General features: G+C 63.5%; 19 protein-coding genes. 17 read left to right on the top strand and 2 right to left on the bottom strand.

What is annotated here, in order from left to right; all coding sequences use genetic code 11:
• Positions 1-343: 343 nt before the first annotated feature.
• The 7 genes from QMX88_RS24645 (at position 344) to QMX88_RS24615 (ending at position 5992) form a co-directional block, all read left to right on the top strand.
• On the top strand, positions 344-1516 hold the full coding sequence (locus QMX88_RS24645) for a protein-glutamate methylesterase/protein-glutamine glutaminase (protein ID WP_282372858.1): 1173 nt from the start codon (positions 344-346) through the stop codon (positions 1514-1516).
• Positions 1516-2256 (top strand): flagellar motor protein, encoded by a 741-nt coding sequence (locus QMX88_RS24640; protein WP_133775877.1) that lies wholly within the window; start codon positions 1516-1518, stop codon positions 2254-2256. Before QMX88_RS24645 ends, QMX88_RS24640 begins: the two co-directional genes overlap by 1 nt.
• Positions 2257-2263: 7 nt before the next feature.
• On the top strand, positions 2264-3145 hold the full coding sequence (motD, locus tag QMX88_RS24635; RefSeq protein WP_282372857.1) for a flagellar motor protein MotD: 882 nt from the start codon (positions 2264-2266) through the stop codon (positions 3143-3145).
• A 37-nt stretch (positions 3146-3182) separates the two neighbouring features.
• A complete protein-coding gene (locus QMX88_RS24630) occupies positions 3183-3971 on the top strand; it encodes a ParA family protein (protein ID WP_192174161.1) in 789 nt (262 codons plus the stop codon).
• A 112-nt stretch (positions 3972-4083) separates the two neighbouring features.
• Positions 4084-5040 carry a CheW domain-containing protein gene (locus QMX88_RS24625; RefSeq protein ID WP_282372856.1) on the top strand — a complete coding sequence of 319 codons (957 nt, stop codon included), beginning with the start codon at positions 4084-4086 and terminating at the stop codon, positions 5038-5040.
• A gap of 73 nt (positions 5041-5113) precedes the next feature.
• Entirely contained in the window at positions 5114-5593 is a 480-nt protein-coding gene (locus QMX88_RS24620) for a chemotaxis protein CheW (protein WP_065987319.1), read from the top strand.
• Entirely contained in the window at positions 5594-5992 is a 399-nt protein-coding gene (locus QMX88_RS24615; protein ID WP_192174163.1) for a DUF2802 domain-containing protein, read from the top strand. It abuts the gene before it with no gap.
• Between the two features lie 835 nt (positions 5993-6827).
• Here QMX88_RS24615 and QMX88_RS24610 read toward each other — a convergent pair.
• Positions 6828-7148 (bottom strand): EscU/YscU/HrcU family type III secretion system export apparatus switch protein, encoded by a 321-nt coding sequence (locus QMX88_RS24610; protein ID WP_282372855.1) that lies wholly within the window; start codon positions 7146-7148, stop codon positions 6828-6830.
• Positions 7148-8779: a flagellar hook-length control protein FliK gene (gene fliK / locus QMX88_RS24605; RefSeq protein ID WP_282372853.1), complete on the bottom strand. Its 1632-nt coding sequence runs from the start codon at positions 8777-8779 to the stop codon at positions 7148-7150. Before fliK ends, QMX88_RS24610 begins: the two co-directional genes overlap by 1 nt.
• 161 nt (positions 8780-8940) lie before the next feature.
• Between fliK and ccmA the strand changes: the two genes are divergently transcribed.
• The 10 genes from ccmA (at position 8941) to QMX88_RS24555 (ending at position 16662) form a co-directional block, all read left to right on the top strand.
• Entirely contained in the window at positions 8941-9576 is a 636-nt protein-coding gene (gene ccmA, locus QMX88_RS24600) for a cytochrome c biogenesis heme-transporting ATPase CcmA (RefSeq protein ID WP_282372852.1), read from the top strand.
• Entirely contained in the window at positions 9573-10244 is a 672-nt protein-coding gene (gene ccmB, locus QMX88_RS24595) for a heme exporter protein CcmB (protein ID WP_282372851.1), read from the top strand. Before ccmA ends, ccmB begins: the two co-directional genes overlap by 4 nt.
• A gap of 195 nt (positions 10245-10439) precedes the next feature.
• Positions 10440-11219: a heme ABC transporter permease gene (locus QMX88_RS24590; RefSeq protein WP_282372862.1), complete on the top strand. Its 780-nt coding sequence runs from the start codon at positions 10440-10442 to the stop codon at positions 11217-11219.
• On the top strand, positions 11216-11392 hold the full coding sequence (ccmD, locus tag QMX88_RS24585; RefSeq protein ID WP_282372850.1) for a heme exporter protein CcmD: 177 nt from the start codon (positions 11216-11218) through the stop codon (positions 11390-11392). Before QMX88_RS24590 ends, ccmD begins: the two co-directional genes overlap by 4 nt.
• Complete coding sequence (ccmE, locus tag QMX88_RS24580; RefSeq protein ID WP_282372849.1) at positions 11389-11862, top strand: cytochrome c maturation protein CcmE; 474 nt, start codon at positions 11389-11391, stop codon at positions 11860-11862. The genes ccmD and ccmE overlap by 4 nt, the downstream gene beginning before the upstream one ends.
• Positions 11863-11865: 3 nt before the next feature.
• Positions 11866-13839 carry a heme lyase CcmF/NrfE family subunit gene (locus QMX88_RS24575; protein ID WP_282372848.1) on the top strand — a complete coding sequence of 658 codons (1974 nt, stop codon included), beginning with the start codon at positions 11866-11868 and terminating at the stop codon, positions 13837-13839.
• A complete protein-coding gene (locus QMX88_RS24570; protein ID WP_282372847.1) occupies positions 13836-14372 on the top strand; it encodes a DsbE family thiol:disulfide interchange protein in 537 nt (178 codons plus the stop codon). Before QMX88_RS24575 ends, QMX88_RS24570 begins: the two co-directional genes overlap by 4 nt.
• Before the next feature lie 173 nt (positions 14373-14545).
• The gene (locus QMX88_RS24565) at positions 14546-15013 is read left to right on the top strand and encodes a cytochrome c-type biogenesis protein (protein WP_282372860.1); all 468 of its coding nucleotides are present in this window, start codon (positions 14546-14548) and stop codon (positions 15011-15013) included.
• A complete protein-coding gene (gene ccmI / locus QMX88_RS24560; RefSeq protein ID WP_282372846.1) occupies positions 15010-16215 on the top strand; it encodes a c-type cytochrome biogenesis protein CcmI in 1206 nt (401 codons plus the stop codon). The genes QMX88_RS24565 and ccmI overlap by 4 nt, the downstream gene beginning before the upstream one ends.
• Before the next feature lie 30 nt (positions 16216-16245).
• Positions 16246-16662, top strand: coding sequence for a hypothetical protein (locus QMX88_RS24555; protein WP_282372845.1), 417 nt, complete (start codon positions 16246-16248; stop codon positions 16660-16662).
• Positions 16663-16892: the final 230 nt, after the last annotated feature.

The following is a 16892-nucleotide window of genomic DNA, read 5'->3' as shown; positions in this document are numbered from 1 at the left end:
GGCTTCAGCCGGGAATAGGGCGGCGAAAACACTGTGGATTTTCGGTGTGACATCCGACGCCTTCCCGGCTAAAGCCGGTCCCACTAACGGCATGCGGAGGGCGCCTTGCGAGGTTTTTCAGTGGGACCGGCTTCAGCCGGGAAGAGGGCAGGGTGAACACCCTTGATTTTTCGGTGTGACACCCGACGCCTTCCCGCCTAACGCCGGTCCTACAAATAGACCCGGTCTCGTTTTAAGCGCGAAAACCGGTCCCACTGGCCTGTCTCGTTTCGCCAATGTGACCCAAGCTACGTGATTCAGGGCGTGCGGCCCCTCAGGGTGGCGCGCGCTCTTTGGAGTGTTTATGGCAGTCAAGGTTCTCGTCGTGGACGATTCGGGTTTTTTCCGACGTCGTGTCTCGGAAATTCTTTCTTCGGATCCCACGATCCAGGTGGTCGGTACCGCCACCAATGGCAAGGAAGCCATTGACCAAGCCCTGGCCCTCAAGCCCGACGTGATCACCATGGACTACGAAATGCCGATGATGGATGGCATTACCGCGGTCCGTCACATCATGCAGCGTTGCCCGACCCCGGTGTTGATGTTCTCCTCCCTGACCCACGAAGGCGCCCGAGTCACACTCGATGCGCTGGACGCCGGGGCGGTGGATTTCCTGCCCAAGAATTTCGAAGACATCTCGCGCAACCCCGAGAAGGTCAAACAGATGCTGTGCGAAAAAGTGCACAGCATCTCCCGCAGTAATCGTCGTTTCAGTGGTTACGGCAGCACGCCTTCTGCCACCTCGGCGCCCGCGCAGTCTGCTGCGCCCGCTGCACCGCGCAGCACGGCTGCCGAAGCGCGACCATCGCGTCCGGCGCCAGCCCCTGCGCCTGCGCGTTCAGCCGCGCCGGCGTCGCAGCAGCCTGCAGCGGCGTCCCATCACCACGCGCCGACGTCGGCTGCGCCCAAGCGCAAAGCCTACAAACTGGTGGCGATCGGCACGTCTACCGGCGGTCCAGTGGCCTTGCAGCGCGTGCTGACCCAACTGCCGGCCAACTTCCCGGCGCCCATCGTGCTGATCCAGCACATGCCGGCCGCCTTCACCAAAGCCTTCGCCGAGCGCCTCGACAAGCTGTGCCGCATCAGCGTCAAGGAAGCCGAGGACGGTGACATCCTGCGCCCCGGTCTTGCACTGCTGGCCCCTGGCGGCAAACAGATGATGGTCGATGGTCGCGGCGCGGTGAAAATCCTGCCGGGCGATGAACGCCTGAACTACAAGCCCTGCGTCGACATCACCTTTGGCTCGGCGGCAAAATCCTACAGCGACAAAGTCCTCGCGGTCGTCCTCACCGGGATGGGCGCCGACGGCCGTGAAGGCGCGCGTCTGCTCAAGCAGAGCGGCAGCCAGATCTGGGCCCAGGACGAAGCCAGCTGTGTGATCTACGGCATGCCCATGGCGATCGTCAAAGCCGAACTGGCCGACGCCATTTACAGCCTCGACGACATCGGGCGCCACCTGGTGGAGGCCTGCAGCTGATGGATGTCTTGACGCTCATAGGGATCATTCTGGCGTTCGTCGCGATCATCGGCGGCAACTTCCTCGAAGGCGGGCACCTGGGCGCCTTGCTCAACGGTCCGGCCGCGCTGATCGTGCTCGGCGGTACGCTGGCGGCCTGCCTGCTGCAGACGCCCATGAGCGCGTTCAAGCGGGCGATGCAGATCTTCATCTGGATTCTGTTTCCACCACGCATTGATCTGGCCGGCGGCATTGATCGCGTCGTGTCGTGGAGCCTCACCGCGCGCAAAGAGGGCTTGCTCGGCCTCGAAGCCGTGGCGGATTCGGAGCCCGATGCCTATTCGCGCAAAGGCCTGCAGCTGCTGGTCGACGGCGCTGAACCGGCGGCCATTCGCGGCATTCTGGAAGTGGATTTCATCACCCAGGAAAGCCGCGACATTCAGGCCGCGAAGGTCTACGAAAGCATGGGCGGTTACGCGCCAACGGTCGGCATCATCGGTGCCGTCATGGGCCTGATCCATGTGATGGGCAACCTGGCCGATCCCAACCAACTGGGCAGTGGCATCGCCGTGGCGTTCGTCGCGACCATTTATGGCGTTGCCTCCGCCAACCTGATTCTTCTGCCGGTGGCCAACAAGCTCAAGGCCGTGGCGATCCGTCAGTCGCGCTACCGGGAGATGCTCCTCGAAGGCCTGCTGTCGATTGCCGAAGGCGAGAACCCGCGCTCGATCGAACTGAAGCTGCAAGGCTTCATGGAGTGATGGACTGATGGCCCGCCGACGTCACCAGGAAGAGCACGAAAACCACGAACGCTGGCTGGTGTCCTACGCGGACTTCATCACCTTGCTGTTCGCTTTCTTCGTGGTCATGTATTCCATCTCGTCGCTGAACGAAGGCAAATACAAAGTGCTGTCCGAGGCGCTGGTCGGGGTGTTCAACGAGCCCGAGCGCAGCGTCAAACCGATCCCCATCGGCGAGCAGAAGCCGCAGACCGTGACACCCGCCGATCCGCTGGTTCAGGACAGCGAGCAGACCGACGCCGCGCTGGGCCAGGCTGCAGACGACCCGCTCAAATCCATTGCCGATGACGTCAACGCGGCGTTCGGCGACCTGATCGCTTCCAAGCAGATGACCGTGCGCGGCAACGAGCTGTGGATCGAGATCGAACTCAATTCCAGCCTGCTGTTCGGCAGCGGCGACGCGATGCCGAGCAATCAGGCGTTCGACCTGATCGACAAAGTCGCGAAGATCATCAAGCCGTTCGATAACCCGGTGCACGTCGAAGGCTTCACCGATAACCAGCCGATCAACACCGGGCAGTTCCCGACCAACTGGGAGCTGTCGTCGGCGCGCTCGTCGAGCATCGTGCGCATGCTGGCCATGGACGGGATCAACCCGGCGCGGCTGGCCTCGGTCGGCTACGGCGAGTTCCAGCCGCTGACCTCGAATGCCACCGCCGATGGCCGCGCGCGCAACCGCCGCGTGGTGCTGGTGATCTCGCGCAACCTGGACGTGCGCCGCAGCCTCACGGGCTCGGGCACCACGGCCAACGCAAAACCCGATGCGGCGCTGCGTCGTGCTGGCACACAAACTGCACCGGTCCCGGCCAAGCCGCCGCAAGGCGTCAAATCTTCGTCATCTGCCCCTTAAACCCGGTCGTCGCTTTGGTCGGGGGGAAAACGAGTACATGAGAGTCTGGGCAGTAGCCAATCAGAAAGGCGGGGTCGGCAAGACCACCACCTCCATCGCTTTAGCCGGCTTGCTGGCAGAGGCGGGCAAGCGCGTGGTCGTTGTGGACCTCGATCCCCATGGCTCGATGACCAGCTACTTCGGGCAAGATCCCGATACGCTGGAGCACAGCAGCTTCGACCTGTTCCTCAACAAGGGTGTGGTGCCGGACGGTTTGCCTGGCCAACTGCTGCTGCCCACCAGTGATAAACGCATTTCCCTGCTGCCGTCGAGCACCGCGCTGGCCACCCTTGAGCGCCAGTCGCCGGGGCAGAGCGGGCTGGGCCTGGTGATTGCCAGAAGTCTGGCGCAGCTGTGGCAGGACTTTGATTACGCGATCATCGACAGCCCGCCGTTGCTCGGCGTGTTGATGGTCAACGCGCTGGCGGCCAGCCAGCAACTGGCGATCCCGGTGCAGACCGAATTCCTCGCGGTGAAGGGCCTGGAGCGCATGGTCAACACGCTGGCGATGATCAACCGCTCGCGCAAGGTGCCGCTGCCGTACACCATCGTGCCGACGCTGTTCGACCGTCGCACCCAGGCGTCGATGAGCACCCTCAAGCTGCTGCGCGACAGTTACCCGGAGCACGTCTGGAATGCGTTCATTCCGGTGGACACCCGGTTGCGGGACGCCAGCCGCGCCGGTGTGACCCCCTCGCAGTTCGACAACAAGAGCCGTGGCGTGCTGGCTTACCGCGCGTTGCTCAAGCACATGCTCACCGAACAGCTTGTCGGGCAGGTCGCCTAGTGTCCGCTGATCATTATTTGCCGAGCGGCGCGCCTGCACGCTCAAGTCCATCGGCTATGCAGCCGATAGCTGTATCAGGCGGCAATCGCATCACTACTTTTCGGGCTCCCGTATGAACCGCCCCCTGGACATCGCTTCACGACCACAACTGGCGCTGCAGAACTACCTGGACGCGTTGCTGTATGACGCGACCGAGGAGCTGGAGGTCGTCGAGTCCGTCGATGAATTTCAAGCGGCCGTGCTCGAAGAGCAGGCCCATGACGCACGCATGCGTTCTGCCGTTGTGGCAGCGGTGGCTGCTGCGCTGCCCCCTGCGTTGCCGGCGTCGCAGCCTGCTCCCATGAGCCGGCCTGCGCCGGTATCGCTCGCCTATACGGCTCAGCCTGAACCGGCCGCCGCGCGGGTGATGGAACGTCCGGTCGTTATGCCACCGGTGATTCTGCCGCCCGCCATCGTTCCGCTGGTTGAGCCGGTCGTTGAAGCGCCTGTGGTTGAGGCTCTGGTGGTGGAAGAACCGCCAACGGCGCTGGTCGAGCCGGTGGTCGACGTGCATCTGTCGGCCCAGCGCACACCGACGCCGCCGCCCACTGGCGATGAACGCCCGGCCTGGGCGGCCGAGCCGTTCGAATGCCTGTTGTTCGACGTCGCCGGTCTGACCCTCGCGGTGCCACTGGTGTGCCTGGGTTCGATTTACCCGCTGGCGGGCCATGATTTGACGCCGCTGTTCGGTCAGCCGGACTGGTTCCTCGGGATCCTGCCGAGCCAGGCGGGCAACCTGAAGGTGCTCGACACGGCGCGCTGGATCATGCCGGACCGGTACCGCGACGATTTCCGTCAGGGCCTGCAATACGTTATTTCGGTTCAGGGCTATGAATGGGGGCTGGCGGTGCATCAGGTCAGCCGCTCGTTGCGCCTGGACCCCAATGAAATCAAATGGCGCACCCATCGTGGTCAGCGACCCTGGCTTGCCGGGACGGTGATCGAGCACATGTGTGCGCTGCTGGACGTTTCCGAGCTGGCCGAGCTGATTGCCAGTGGCGCGGTCAAGCAGATGAAGACGCATCAATAAAACATCATCAGATCAACACAGGCCGGCGTACGAAACGTCGACCGCACGGCACAACACGCAAGGGGTTAGGGGTATGAAGAAGTCGTCAGCACAGGGTTCCGAAGATCCGATTCTGCAATGGGTCACCTTCCGCCTGGACAACGAGTCGTATGGCATCAACGTGATGCAGGTTCAGGAAGTGCTGCGCTACACCGAGATCGCTCCGGTCCCGGGCGCGCCAAGCTACGTGCTGGGGATCATCAACCTGCGCGGTAACGTCGTCACTGTCATCGACACCCGTCAGCGCTTTGGTCTGCCGCCGGTTGAAGTCAGCGACAACACGCGTATCGTGATCATTGAGGCCGACAAGCAAGTGGTCGGGATCCTGGTCGATAGCGTGGCTGAAGTGGTTTACCTGCGTCAGTCGGAAGTCGAAACCGCGCCGAACGTGGGCAACGACGAATCCGCCAAGTTCATCCAGGGCGTCTGCAACAAGAACGGCGAACTGCTGATCCTTGTGGAACTGGACAAAATGATGTCCGAGGAAGAGTGGTCCGAGCTGGAGAACATCTGATTGATTCTCGATGTGGCGGTTATTTTTCTGGCGGTGTTGTGGGTCGTGAGCGTCGTGATGTTCATGGCCCACACCAAGCGCCTGCGCACCCTGGCCACGCAGCAGCTGGAGGCGGATTCGCTGCGTGACCAGCGCATCCGCGAGCTGGCCCGGCGCCTGGAAAATTACCAGAGCGGAACGGTGAGAATGGGCGAGGAACTGCACGAGTTGCGTTCCATCATCGCGCTGTTGCCGGACAAGATCACTGCTCTCGAGCAGCGCGATCCCTCGACCCTGTCCTTCGCCCAGGCCGCCCGCCTGGTCGGCATGGGCGCCAGCATCGACGAACTCACCCAGTCCTGCGGCCTGACCCAGGCCGAAGCGCAGTTGATGACCAAGGTGCATGGTCATAATCGGTAGGTGAGGGTGTTGTCGTCGCTGCTTCGCGTGCACGCTCAATCTCACGCACCATGACGACACCGCGGAATTATCTGCCGATAAAGGAACGGTAGGAGTGAGCTTGCTCGCGAAATGGGCCTTTCAACCGCTGCATTTTTAGCGGATGTACCGGCCTCTTCGTGAGCAAGGTGGAGCGCCCCCCCGGTCACTCCCACAGGTCCTGCAACAACCGGAAATCCCGAGCCGAATCACCCTCCGGTGGGAGTCGAGCTTGCTCGCGAAGGCTTACTTTCAGCCCCCGAGGCAGTGGCTGAATGCCCCGGCCTCTTCGTGAGCAAGGTGGAGCGCCACCCCGGTCACTCCCACAGGCCCTGCAACAACCGGAAATCCCGAGCTGAATCACCCTCCCGTGGGAGCCGAGCTTGCTCGCGAAGACTTACTTTCAGCACCAGAGAAAGTGGCTGAATGCCCCGGCCTCTTCGTGAGCAAGGTGGAGCGCCACCCCGGTCACTCCCACAGGTCTTGCGCCAACCGGGAATCCCGAGCCGAATCACCCTCCCGTGGGAGTCGAGCTTGCTCGCGAAGACTTACTTCCAGTCCCCGAGAAAGTGGCTGAATGTACCGGCCTCTTCGTGAGCAAGGTGGAGCGCCACCCCGGTCACTCCCACAGGTCCTGCAACCACCGCCGATTTTGAGTCAGCCCACCGTCATGTGGGAGTCGAGCTTGCTCGCGAATTGGACTTTTCAACCGCTGCGTTTTTAGCGGATGTACCGGCCTCTTCGTGAGCAAGCTCACTCCCACAGGGGCAGTGTTGGCCGAGCGACCGCGTGGCGTCAGCCGCGGGCGGGCCTCCACTCAACGCGGCGTGATATCCCGCTCCACCGGCCCGGCATTCGGGTCGAAGCCCACCGGAAACTTGCCTTTCAGGTGCCAGGCAAACGCGATAATTTCGGCGATGGTCAGGTACAGCTCCTGGGGGATGCTGTCGCCCAGTTCCAGGCGGGCGAGCATTTTTACCAGTTCGGCGTTTTCGTAGATCGGAACCTTGTACTCCCGGGCGATCGCCAGAATGGCTTCCGCCAGGCTGTCATCGCCCTTGGCCGTCAGCGTCGGGGCCTGGTGTCCGTCGTAGCTCAGGGCAATGGCCTGACGCGGTGTTTGCTCGGGTTTGCTCATCAGGCGTTCTCGTCGATCCAGCGTTGTTCGAGCACGGTGCGTGGCCCTTGGGGCGGCACGCCACGGTTGCACTCCAGTTCCTTGACGTTCAGACCGCACGCCACCAACCGCGCACGCAGATTATCCAGCTCGCTGGAAATCAACTCGGCGCTGCCTTCGCGTTCCGCCCACAACTGGCTGGCGATGCTGCCGGCGATCAGTTGCGCCTGCACTTGCAACGGGCCGAGGGGCTCCAGATCAAACGCCAGCTCCACCCGCCACAGCTTTTCTCGCTCCTTGGCTTCCTGCACTGGCGTGTCGGAATGCTCGTCGCGCTCAGGCGTTTCCTCGCGCTGAACCTTGACTTGCAACGGCACGATGTCGTGGGCGTTGCGCATCGGAATCTCCAGCTGCCACGTGGTCACCTGGGTGCCGTCGGCATTGGTGCGGGTCTGCTCCAGGCCGCCCAGTTGATGGCTCTGCAGGCGCGAAATCGCCCCTGCCGCCAGCTTCAACAGCATCTCCAGATCGTCCTTGCTGTCAGGATGGCCGAGGGTGCGCGGTGGTAATGGGAAGTTGATCGTATCGCTCGGCGGCGCCACCAGCCCCAGGGTGCCGAAAGCGCTGCGCAACACGCTGGGCATGGCCCGCGCCAAGGTATTGCCGGCGGCAGCAGCGTCATAACTGACGTTGCCCGGCAGGCCCGGCAGGAGTTGTGTGACCAGCCGCAGCAGATTGGCTTTCATGTCCGGCACCAGCGTCGGGTTCTGCCCGGCGAGCAAGCGTGACTCCATGAACAGCCCGCTGGCATTCAGCGCCTGGGCGACGCCCTTGGCGGTGGTCATCTGCGGAATGTCCGGCAGATCGGCGAGTAGTTGCTCGATGCTGGCCCGCAGCGATGGCGAAAGATCGTCGCCATCGGCGGCCGGCGGCGGCATGTTTTGCAGCGCCGTGATCAGGCCCTGCAGCGAGCCCTGACGGCTTTGCTGGGTCGACAGCTGCTGCGCCAGGGCCAGTTCGTCCAGACGATTGGGCAGGGCAACGAAATTCAGCGCCTGACTGTTCTGCACCTGGGCGCTGAGCAGACTGCCGACCCGCAACGGCTGCGGGCTGTCGACGGTCAGGCTGGTGCCGGCCAAGGCCGTGTTGAGCAGGATGACGATGGAGCGGTAATTGGCTGGCTGCGCGCTGGCTGAGGATTGCCCGAGGGATTGCCCCGCCAACTGCGCGACATTCTGCGCCGCGACTTGCGTGGTCAGCACTTTGCCTTGCAGCAGCGTGCCAGCGGGCAGTTGCCGCGTGTCGATGCTGGTGAGGCTGTTGGTGACGGCTTTCTGCAGGTCCAGCACGCTGATGGTCAGGGTGTCGGCAGATCCCTGGGCGACGTTGACGCTGGTGCCGGGCGTCAGTGGCAGCGAACTGCTGACGGGGAGGGTGGTTTGCCGGCCGTTGTCCATGGTCAGTTTGAGCAACAGCTGAAAGTCCTGCCCCAGTTGCTTGAGGCTCACCACTTCAGCGCTGGCCACCTGACCCGAGGTCAACAGCCCTTCGCGCGGCTCCATCAGCTTGAGCACTTCGCCCGCCGGCACGCCTGCGCGCAGCAAGGCCGTGGCCGCTGCTACTGGAGAAAGATTGGGTATATCGCCTGTCATCAGATCCCGACTCGGTAAATTTGCGCTCTGAGTGGCGGGGCCGGGTATGTATAATCCGGCACCGACTGCGTCGGCGGTCCACCGTTAAGCTGCATCAGTATAACGGCCGTCATGATCCCGACTTGAACCGCCGTGCCGCTGCTACCGAAAAGAAGGTCCCCATGCCGATCCCCGTTCTTGAAGCCGTGGCGCTGACTTGCGAGCGTGACTGGCGCCTGCTGTTCGAGAACCTCGAATTGCGGTTGAGCGCGGGTGACATGGTGCAGATCAGCGGCCCCAACGGCAGCGGCAAGACCAGCCTGCTGCGCATGTTGTGCGGGCTGATGCAGCCCACCGCCGGCAGCGTGTTGCTGGACGGCAAACCCCTCGCCAGTCAACGCGCCGAACTGACCCGCCACCTGCTGTGGATCGGCCACGCCGCCGGCATCAAAGACTTGCTCACCCCCCTGGAAAACCTCGCCTGGCTCTGCGCGCTGCACACACCCGTAGACTCCGCCGAGATCTGGTGCGCCCTCGAAGCGGTCGGCCTGCGCGGCTTTGAAGACGTGCCGTGCCACACCTTGTCGGCGGGCCAGCGTCGCCGCGTCGCACTGGCCCGCCTGTACTTGCCCGGCCCCGGGCTGTGGATGCTCGACGAGCCATTCACCGCGCTGGACAAACAGGGCGTCGCGCAACTCGAAGCACACCTGGCGGCTCACTGTGAAAACGGCGGCGCCGTGGTGCTGACCACGCACCACACGCTGAGCCGCACACCCGCGGGTTATCGCGATCTGGACCTGGGGCAGTGGGCGGCATGAGTCAGGTGTTTACCCTGCTGATCGCCCGGGAAGCGCGCCTGCTGTTTCGGCGCCCGGCCGAGCTGCTCAACCCGCTGGTGTTCTTCGCCATCGTCATCGCGCTGTTTCCCCTGGCCGTCGGCCCTGACACGCAACTGCTGCAGCGCCTGTCGCCAGGGTTGGTGTGGGTGGCCGCGCTGTTGTCCGTGCTGCTGTCGCTGGACGGCCTGTTCCGCAGCGATTTCGAAGACGGCTCCCTCGAGCAATGGGTGCTGTCGTCGCAGCCGCTGGCACTGCTGGTGCTGGCCAAAGTGCTGGCGCATTGGGTCTTTTCCGGGCTGGCGCTGGTGTTGCTGTCTCCGCTGCTGGCGCTGATGCTGGGCCTGCCCACTGCGTGTTTGCCGGTGTTGCTGCTGTCGCTGCTGCTGGGCACGCCGGTGCTAAGCCTGCTCGGCGCGGTGGGTGCGGCGCTGACCGTGGGGCTCAAGCGCGGCGGTTTGCTGCTGGCGCTGTTGATTCTGCCGCTGTACATCCCGGTGCTGATTCTCGGCAGCGGCGCGTTGCAGGCTGCACTTGAGGGCATGCCCGCGACCGGTTATCTGCTTTGGCTTGGCAGCCTGACCGCACTGGCGGTAACCCTGACGCCCTTTGCAATTGCCGCTGGTTTGAAGATCAGCGTTGGCGAATAATCGCACCCTGACCGAGCGGACAGTTTTTCCGTCGGCAGGTCCCGGACGCTTCAGCCATAAGAAGCGCCTTGCCCTGACAGCGCCTCTTAGTGAGACGCACTGTGATAACAAGCACCGTATTAACCAGCACCGTGATGAAAAGCACCGTGATGAAAAGGCAGCGTGATGAACACAAGCGCCAAGGCTAAAGGCGGCATGAGTTGGGCCTGGTTCCACAAACTCGGTTCGCCCAAATGGTTTTACGGCATCAGCGGCCGTCTGCTGCCGTGGCTGAGCATCGCTGCGGCCCTGTTGATCGGCATCGGCGTGGTCTGGGGCCTGGCGTTCGCGCCGCCCGACTACCAGCAAGGCAACAGCTTTCGCATCATTTATATCCACGTGCCAGCGGCGATGCTGGCTCAGTCCTGCTACGTGATGATGGCCGTGTGCGGCGTGGTCGGGCTGGTCTGGAAGATGAAGATGGCCGATGTCGCCCTGCAATGTGCGGCGCCCATCGGTGCGTGGATGACCGCCCTGGCGCTGGTCACCGGCGCGATCTGGGGCAAGCCGACGTGGGGCTCGTGGTGGGTCTGGGATGCGCGGCTGACGTCGATGCTGATTTTGCTGTTTCTGTATTTCGGCCTGATCGCGCTGGGCAACGCCATCACCAACCGCGACAGCGCCGCCAAGGCCTGCTCCGTGCTGGCCATCGTCGGCGTGATCAACATCCCGATCATCAAGTATTCGGTGGAGTGGTGGAGCACCCTGCACCAGGGCGCGACCTTCAGCCTGACGGAAAAGCCCGCCATGCCCGCTGAAATGTGGCTGCCGCTGCTGTTCACCGTGCTCGGGTTTTACTGCTTCTTCGGCGCGGTGCTGCTCATGCGTATGCGCCTGGAAGTGCTCAAGCGCGAGGCCAGGGCCGGTTGGGTCAAGGAGGTATTGATGAAGCACCTTGGCCACCCAGCGCCTCCGAGCAACGGAGTCGAGCGATGAGCTTTGAGTCTTTCAGCGATTTTCTCGCCATGGGAAAACACGGGCTGTATGTCTGGTCGGCCTATGGCATCTGTTTCACCGTGCTGGCGATCAACGTCCTGGCACCGGTTGTCACGCGTCGGCGTTACCTGCAACAAGAGGCGCGTCGTCTGCGCCGGGAGAGCATCACGTGAATCCGCTGCGAAAAAAGCGCCTGTTGATCATCGTGGCGATCCTCGCCGGGGTCGGCATCGCGGTCAGCCTTGCACTCAGCGCGCTGAAGGAAAACATCAACCTGTTCTACACCCCGACCCAGATCGCCAGCGGCGAAGCGCCCCGTGACACACGGATTCGCGCCGGTGGCATGGTCGTCCAGGGCTCGCTGCAGCGCTCGTCGGATTCGCTGGATGTCACCTTTGCCGTCACCGATTTCAACAAGTCGGTGCCCATCACCTATCGCGGCATCCTGCCGGACCTGTTCCGCGAAGGTCAGGGCATCGTCGCCCTCGGCAAGCTCAATGGCGACGGCGTGGTCGTTGCCGATGAAGTGCTGGCCAAACACGACGAAAAATACATGCCGCCGGAAGTCGCGAAAGCGCTGAAAGACAGCGGCCAGCCCGCGCCTGCCGCCACGCCCGCCGCTCTCCCGGACAAACAGGGGTAAACGATGATTCCCGAACTCGGCCATCTGGCCATGATTTTGGCCCTGTGCTTCGCCCTCGTGCAGGCCATCGTGCCGCTGCTGGGCGCCTGGCGCGGCGACCGTCTGTGGATGAGCCTCGCCCAGCCCGCCGCGTGGGGGCAGTTTGCCTTTCTGGTGTTTGCCTTCGGCTGCCTGACCCATTCGTTCATGGTCGACGACTTTTCCGTGGCCTACGTCGCCGAAAACTCCAACAGCGCGCTGCCGTGGTACTACAAATTCAGCGCCGTCTGGGGCGCACACGAAGGCTCGTTGCTGCTCTGGGCGCTGATCCTCGGCGGCTGGACCTTCGCCGTGTCGATCTTTTCCCGACAGTTGCCTCAGGTCATGCTCGCCCGCGTGTTGGCGGTGATGGGCATGATCAGCGTCGGCTTTCTGCTGTTTCTGATCCTCACCTCCAACCCGTTCAGCCGCATCCTGCCGCAGATTCCCCAGGACGGGCGCGACCTCAACCCGCTGCTGCAGGACATCGGCCTGATCGTCCACCCGCCGATGCTGTACATGGGTTACGTCGGTTTTTCCGTGGCATTCGCCTTTGCCATCGCCGCCTTGCTCGGCGGTCGCCTTGATGCGGCGTGGGCGCGCTGGTCGCGGCCGTGGACCATCGTCGCCTGGGCCTTCCTCGGCATCGGCATCACCCTCGGTTCGTGGTGGGCCTATTACGAATTGGGCTGGGGCGGCTGGTGGTTCTGGGATCCGGTGGAAAACGCCTCATTCATGCCGTGGCTGGTGGGTACGGCGCTGATTCACTCCTTGGCGGTCACCGAAAAGCGCGGCGTGTTCAAGAGCTGGACCGTGCTGCTGGCCATCGCGGCGTTTTCACTGAGCCTGCTCGGCACCTTCCTCGTGCGTTCGGGCGTGCTGACCTCGGTGCATGCCTTTGCTTCCGACCCGGCCCGTGGCGTCTTCATCCTGATCTTCCTGTTGATGGTGGTCGGCGGCTCACTGACCCTGTTCGCCATCCGCGCGCCGGTGGTGAAAAGCCACGTTGGCTTTGGCCTGTGGTCGCGGGAAACCTTGCTGCTGGGCAATAACCTGGTGCTGGTGGTGGCGGCGTCGATGATTCTGCTCGGCACGCTGTATCCGCTGGTGCTGGATGCGTTGAGCGGGGCGAAGATGTCCGTCGGCCCGCCGTATTTCAATGCGTTGTTTGTGCCGCTGATGGGCTTGCTCATGGCAGTCATGGCCGTGGGCGTGCTGGTGCGCTGGAAGGACACGCCGGTCAAGTGGCTGCTGAGCATGCTCGCGCCGGTATTGGTCGGCAGCGCGGTGCTGGCAGTAACCGCCGGTTTTGCCATGGCTGACTTCCACTGGGCGGTGCTTGCCACCTGCCTGCTCGCGGCCTGGGTGTTGCTGGCCGGGGTGCGCGATCTGTTGGACAAGACGCGGCACAAAGGCCTGCTCAAAGGCATGCGCTCGCTGACCCGCAGTTACTGGGGCATGCAAGTGGCGCATCTCGGCATCGCGGTGCTGGCCCTGGGCGTGGTGTTGTCCAGCCAGAACAGCGCCGAACGTGACCTGCGCATGGCCCCCGGAGAATCGGTGGAGTTGGGCGGCTATATGTTCGTGTTCGAGGGCGCTCAGCATTATCAGGGCCCGAACTTCACCTCTGATCGCGGCACCCTTCGCGTGCTGGAAGACGGCCAGGAAATTACCGTGCTGCACCCGGAAAAACGCTTGTACACCGTGCAGCGTTCGATGATGACCGAGGCCGGTATCGACGCCGGTTTCACCCGCGATCTGTACGTGGCGCTGGGCGAACCGCTGGAAAACGGCGCGTGGGCGGTGCGTGTGCACGTCAAGCCGTTCGTGCGCTGGATCTGGTTCGGTGGGTTGATCACCGCGCTGGGCGGGTTGCTGGCGGCGCTGGACAAACGCTATCGCGTCAAAGTCCGCGCGAAAGTGCGTGACGCGCTGGGCATGACGGGAGCGGCGGTATGAAGCGCTGGATGTTGCTGATCCCGCTGGTGCTGTTTCTCGGCATGGCGGGGTTGCTGTACCGAGGCTTGTACCTGGATCCGTCGGAATTGCCGTCGGCGCTGATCGGCAAGCCATTCCCTGAATTCAGCTTGCCTGCGGTGCAGGACGGCAAGCCGCTGACCCGCGCCGACCTGCTGGGCAAACCGGCGCTGGTCAATGTCTGGGGCACCTGGTGCGTGGCCTGCCGCGACGAGCATCCGGTGCTGACAAAACTCGCGCAGCAGGGCGTGGTGATTTATGGGGTCAATTACAAGGATGTGAATGCCGATGCGCAGAAGTGGCTCAAGGATTTTCACGATCCGTATCAGTTGAACATCAATGATGAGGCGGGCAGCCTGGGTTTGAACCTGGGTGTGTATGGCGCGCCGGAGACCTTTTTGATCGATGCCAAGGGCGTCATTCGCTACAAGCATGTGGGCGTGATTGACGAGACCGTGTGGCGCGAGAAGCTGGCGGGCCAGTATCAGGCGCTGGTGGATGAGGGCAAGCAATGATCACCCGGCATGATGTGGCGGCTGATGGTGATGGAGCTTCTGTGGGAGTCGAGCTTGCTCGCGAAGGCTTAAGTTCAGCCCATGGAGATGTGCTGAATGTTAGGACCTCTTCGCGAGCAAGCTCGCTCCCACAGGGGGTCAGCGGTGTGTCTGCTGGCTTGCTGCTGAAGGGAGTGCGGCGGCTGGCGGCTGCGGTATTGGCATTGAGTTTTGCCGGAGTGGCCCAGGCGGCGATTGATGCTTACACCTTCAAGGACGACGCCGAGCGTGCCCGTTACACCGAGCTGACCCGCGAGCTGCGCTGCCCGAAATGCCAGAATCAGGACATCGCTGATTCCAACGCCCCCATCGCCGCCGACCTGCGCAAAGAGATCTACCGCATGCTCGGCGAAGGCCAGAGCAATCAGCAGATCATCGATTTCATGGTCGATCGTTACGGCGAGTTCGTGCGCTACAAACCCGAGCTCAATGCCCACACCTGGCTGCTCTGGTTTGGTCCGGCCGGGCTGCTGTTGGGCGGCGCGGTGTTGATTGGTGTGATTGTCGTGCGCCGGCGCCGCTCAGGCCGCGAAAACGCCGACGTGCTTTCCGACGAGGAGCGTCAGCGCCTCGCCCACTTGCTGGATAAGAACCGCGAATGATCGATTTCTGGATGGCCGCCGGCCTGTTGTTGCTGGTGGCCCTGAGTTTCCTGCTGATCCCGGTGGTGCGCGGCCGTCGCGCACAGACTGAGGAAGATCGCACCGCCCTCAACGTCGCCTTGTATCAGGAGCGCATCGCCGAGCTGCAAACGCAGCAGGAGGAGGGCGTGCTCTCGTCGGCGCAACTGGACGGCGGTCGGGCCGAGGCCGCGCGCGAATTGCTTGCGGACACTGAAGGCGTGGGCGCCGAGCGCGTATCGCGGCTTGGCAAGCCGCTGCCGTTACTGGCGGCGATTCTGGTCCCGGTCTTGGCGTTGGGGCTGTATCTGCATTTCGGCGCGTCGGACAAAGTCGAGCTGACCCGGGAGTTCTCCCAGCCGCCGGGTTCACTGGCGCAGATGACCGAGCGGCTGGAGCGCGCGGTCAAGGCGCAACCGGATTCCGCCGAGAGCGCGTACTTCCTGGCGCGCACCTACATGGCCCAGGATCGCCCGGCCGATGCCGCCCGGATGTTCGAGCGCGCGGCCAAGCTGGCCGGGCGTCAGCCGCAGTTGCTGGGTCAGTGGGCCCAGGCGCTGTATTTCGCTGGCAACAAAACCTGGACGCCGCAGATTCAAGGGATCGCCGAAGAAGCGTTGAAGCTCGACCCCAGGGAAGTCACCAGCCTGGGCCTGATGGGCATCAACGCCTTCGAGAGCCAGCAGTTCGATCAGGCGGTGAGTTACTGGACGCGCTTGCTGGCGGTTTTGCCGCCGGACGATCCGTCCCGTGGGGCGCTGGAAGGCGGGATCAAACGGGCCAGCGACAAGCTCGTGCAAAGCGGGGGCAAGCTGGAAAACACCCAGCCGGTGGCGGTGCAGGGCGCCCGTCTGAAGGTGCGCGTCATGCTGTCGGAAGCGTTGAAAGCCAAGGTTCAGCCGGGCGACACGGTCTTTGTGTTTGCCCGTGCGGTGTCAGGCCCGCCGGCGCCGCTGGCGGTCAAGCGCGTGACCGTGGCCGACTTGCCGGTGGAGGTCGAGCTGACCGACGCCGACGCGATGATGCCGCAGCTGAAACTGTCGAACTTCGCCGAAGTCCAACTGGTGGCCCGGGTATCCCGCGCCGGTCAGCCCACGGCGGGGGAATGGATCGGTCGCAGCCAGCCGTTGCCGAGCAACGTGACGGCGCTGCAGGCCCTGACCATCGACAGCCCCGATCAGTAATCCCGTTAACGCAGCGAGTAGAGAGCCCTTATGTATCGCGTCGCCCGTTTTGCCTTGTTGAGTCTGGTGGTGGGATTGACCGCCGCCTGTGCGGTGCAGCATCCGGGGCCACAGAGTTCCGAGCCGATCCCGACCATCCCCGGTCCGTCGCCGACGCCGCAGCCCGGCACCCCGCGGACGGCGCCAGAGACGCCGCCGTCCACGCCGATCCCGGCGCCGGGCCCGAAAACCTCTTCGCACTTCGCCCCGCCGCCGGGTGGCAACAGTCACTGGGATGCGCGCTTGGGTGTGCATGTGCTGGATAATGTGCCGAACACGTTTTATCGCCAGCGCACCTATTACCGCTGGAACAACGGCTGGACCTGGTCGACTTCCCCCAGCGGCCCTTGGCAGGAGACCGATGCCAGTGGCGTGCCGCCGGGGTTGAGCAAGCAGTTCGGGAACTGAATTAGGCGGGGGCCTGGTACGCCAAGATCAACATCGAGGTCCTTAAGATCAAGAGCGTCTGCCTGGGGGCAGACTGTTTCGCCTTCGGCGAGTTACTTTTAAAAAGCACTAAAAGTAACCAAAAGTGCCTGCTCTCGGTTGGGCCCTTCCTTCGTCAGGGTTCCTTCACTCCGGTCTCGCTCCGTGGGCCCGCGCCGAACGGACATCCATGTCCTGACGGCGCTCTCGCC

The sequence above is a fragment of the Pseudomonas sp. PS02290 genome (assembly GCF_029960075.1).
Taxonomy (GTDB): Bacteria; Pseudomonadota; Gammaproteobacteria; order Pseudomonadales; family Pseudomonadaceae; genus Aquipseudomonas.
The sequence above is the reverse complement of the archived record's forward strand: the minus strand, read 5'-3'. Positions and strand labels throughout refer to the sequence as shown.

What these genes read in the sequence shown, in the direction of transcription:
- QMX88_RS24645 (WP_282372858.1), top strand. Translation starts at nt 344, where the DNA reads ATGGCAGTCAAGGTTCTCGTCGTGGACGATTCGGGTTTTTTCCGACGT.
- QMX88_RS24640 (WP_133775877.1), top strand. Translation starts at nt 1,516, where the DNA reads ATGGATGTCTTGACGCTCATAGGGATCATTCTGGCGTTCGTCGCGATC.
- motD (WP_282372857.1), top strand. Translation starts at nt 2,264, where the DNA reads ATGGCCCGCCGACGTCACCAGGAAGAGCACGAAAACCACGAACGCTGG.
- QMX88_RS24630 (WP_192174161.1), top strand. Translation starts at nt 3,183, where the DNA reads ATGAGAGTCTGGGCAGTAGCCAATCAGAAAGGCGGGGTCGGCAAGACC.
- QMX88_RS24625 (WP_282372856.1), top strand. Translation starts at nt 4,084, where the DNA reads ATGAACCGCCCCCTGGACATCGCTTCACGACCACAACTGGCGCTGCAG.
- QMX88_RS24620 (WP_065987319.1), top strand. Translation starts at nt 5,114, where the DNA reads ATGAAGAAGTCGTCAGCACAGGGTTCCGAAGATCCGATTCTGCAATGG.
- QMX88_RS24610 (WP_282372855.1), bottom strand. Translation starts at nt 7,148, where the DNA reads ATGAGCAAACCCGAGCAAACACCGCGTCAGGCCATTGCCCTGAGCTAC.
- fliK (WP_282372853.1), bottom strand. Translation starts at nt 8,779, where the DNA reads ATGACAGGCGATATACCCAATCTTTCTCCAGTAGCAGCGGCCACGGCC.
- ccmA (WP_282372852.1), top strand. Translation starts at nt 8,941, where the DNA reads ATGCCGATCCCCGTTCTTGAAGCCGTGGCGCTGACTTGCGAGCGTGAC.
- ccmB (WP_282372851.1), top strand. Translation starts at nt 9,573, where the DNA reads ATGAGTCAGGTGTTTACCCTGCTGATCGCCCGGGAAGCGCGCCTGCTG.
- QMX88_RS24590 (WP_282372862.1), top strand. Translation starts at nt 10,440, where the DNA reads ATGAGTTGGGCCTGGTTCCACAAACTCGGTTCGCCCAAATGGTTTTAC.
- ccmD (WP_282372850.1), top strand. Translation starts at nt 11,216, where the DNA reads ATGAGCTTTGAGTCTTTCAGCGATTTTCTCGCCATGGGAAAACACGGG.
- QMX88_RS24575 (WP_282372848.1), top strand. Translation starts at nt 11,866, where the DNA reads ATGATTCCCGAACTCGGCCATCTGGCCATGATTTTGGCCCTGTGCTTC.
- QMX88_RS24570 (WP_282372847.1), top strand. Translation starts at nt 13,836, where the DNA reads ATGAAGCGCTGGATGTTGCTGATCCCGCTGGTGCTGTTTCTCGGCATG.
- ccmI (WP_282372846.1), top strand. Translation starts at nt 15,010, where the DNA reads ATGATCGATTTCTGGATGGCCGCCGGCCTGTTGTTGCTGGTGGCCCTG.
- QMX88_RS24555 (WP_282372845.1), top strand. Translation starts at nt 16,246, where the DNA reads ATGTATCGCGTCGCCCGTTTTGCCTTGTTGAGTCTGGTGGTGGGATTG.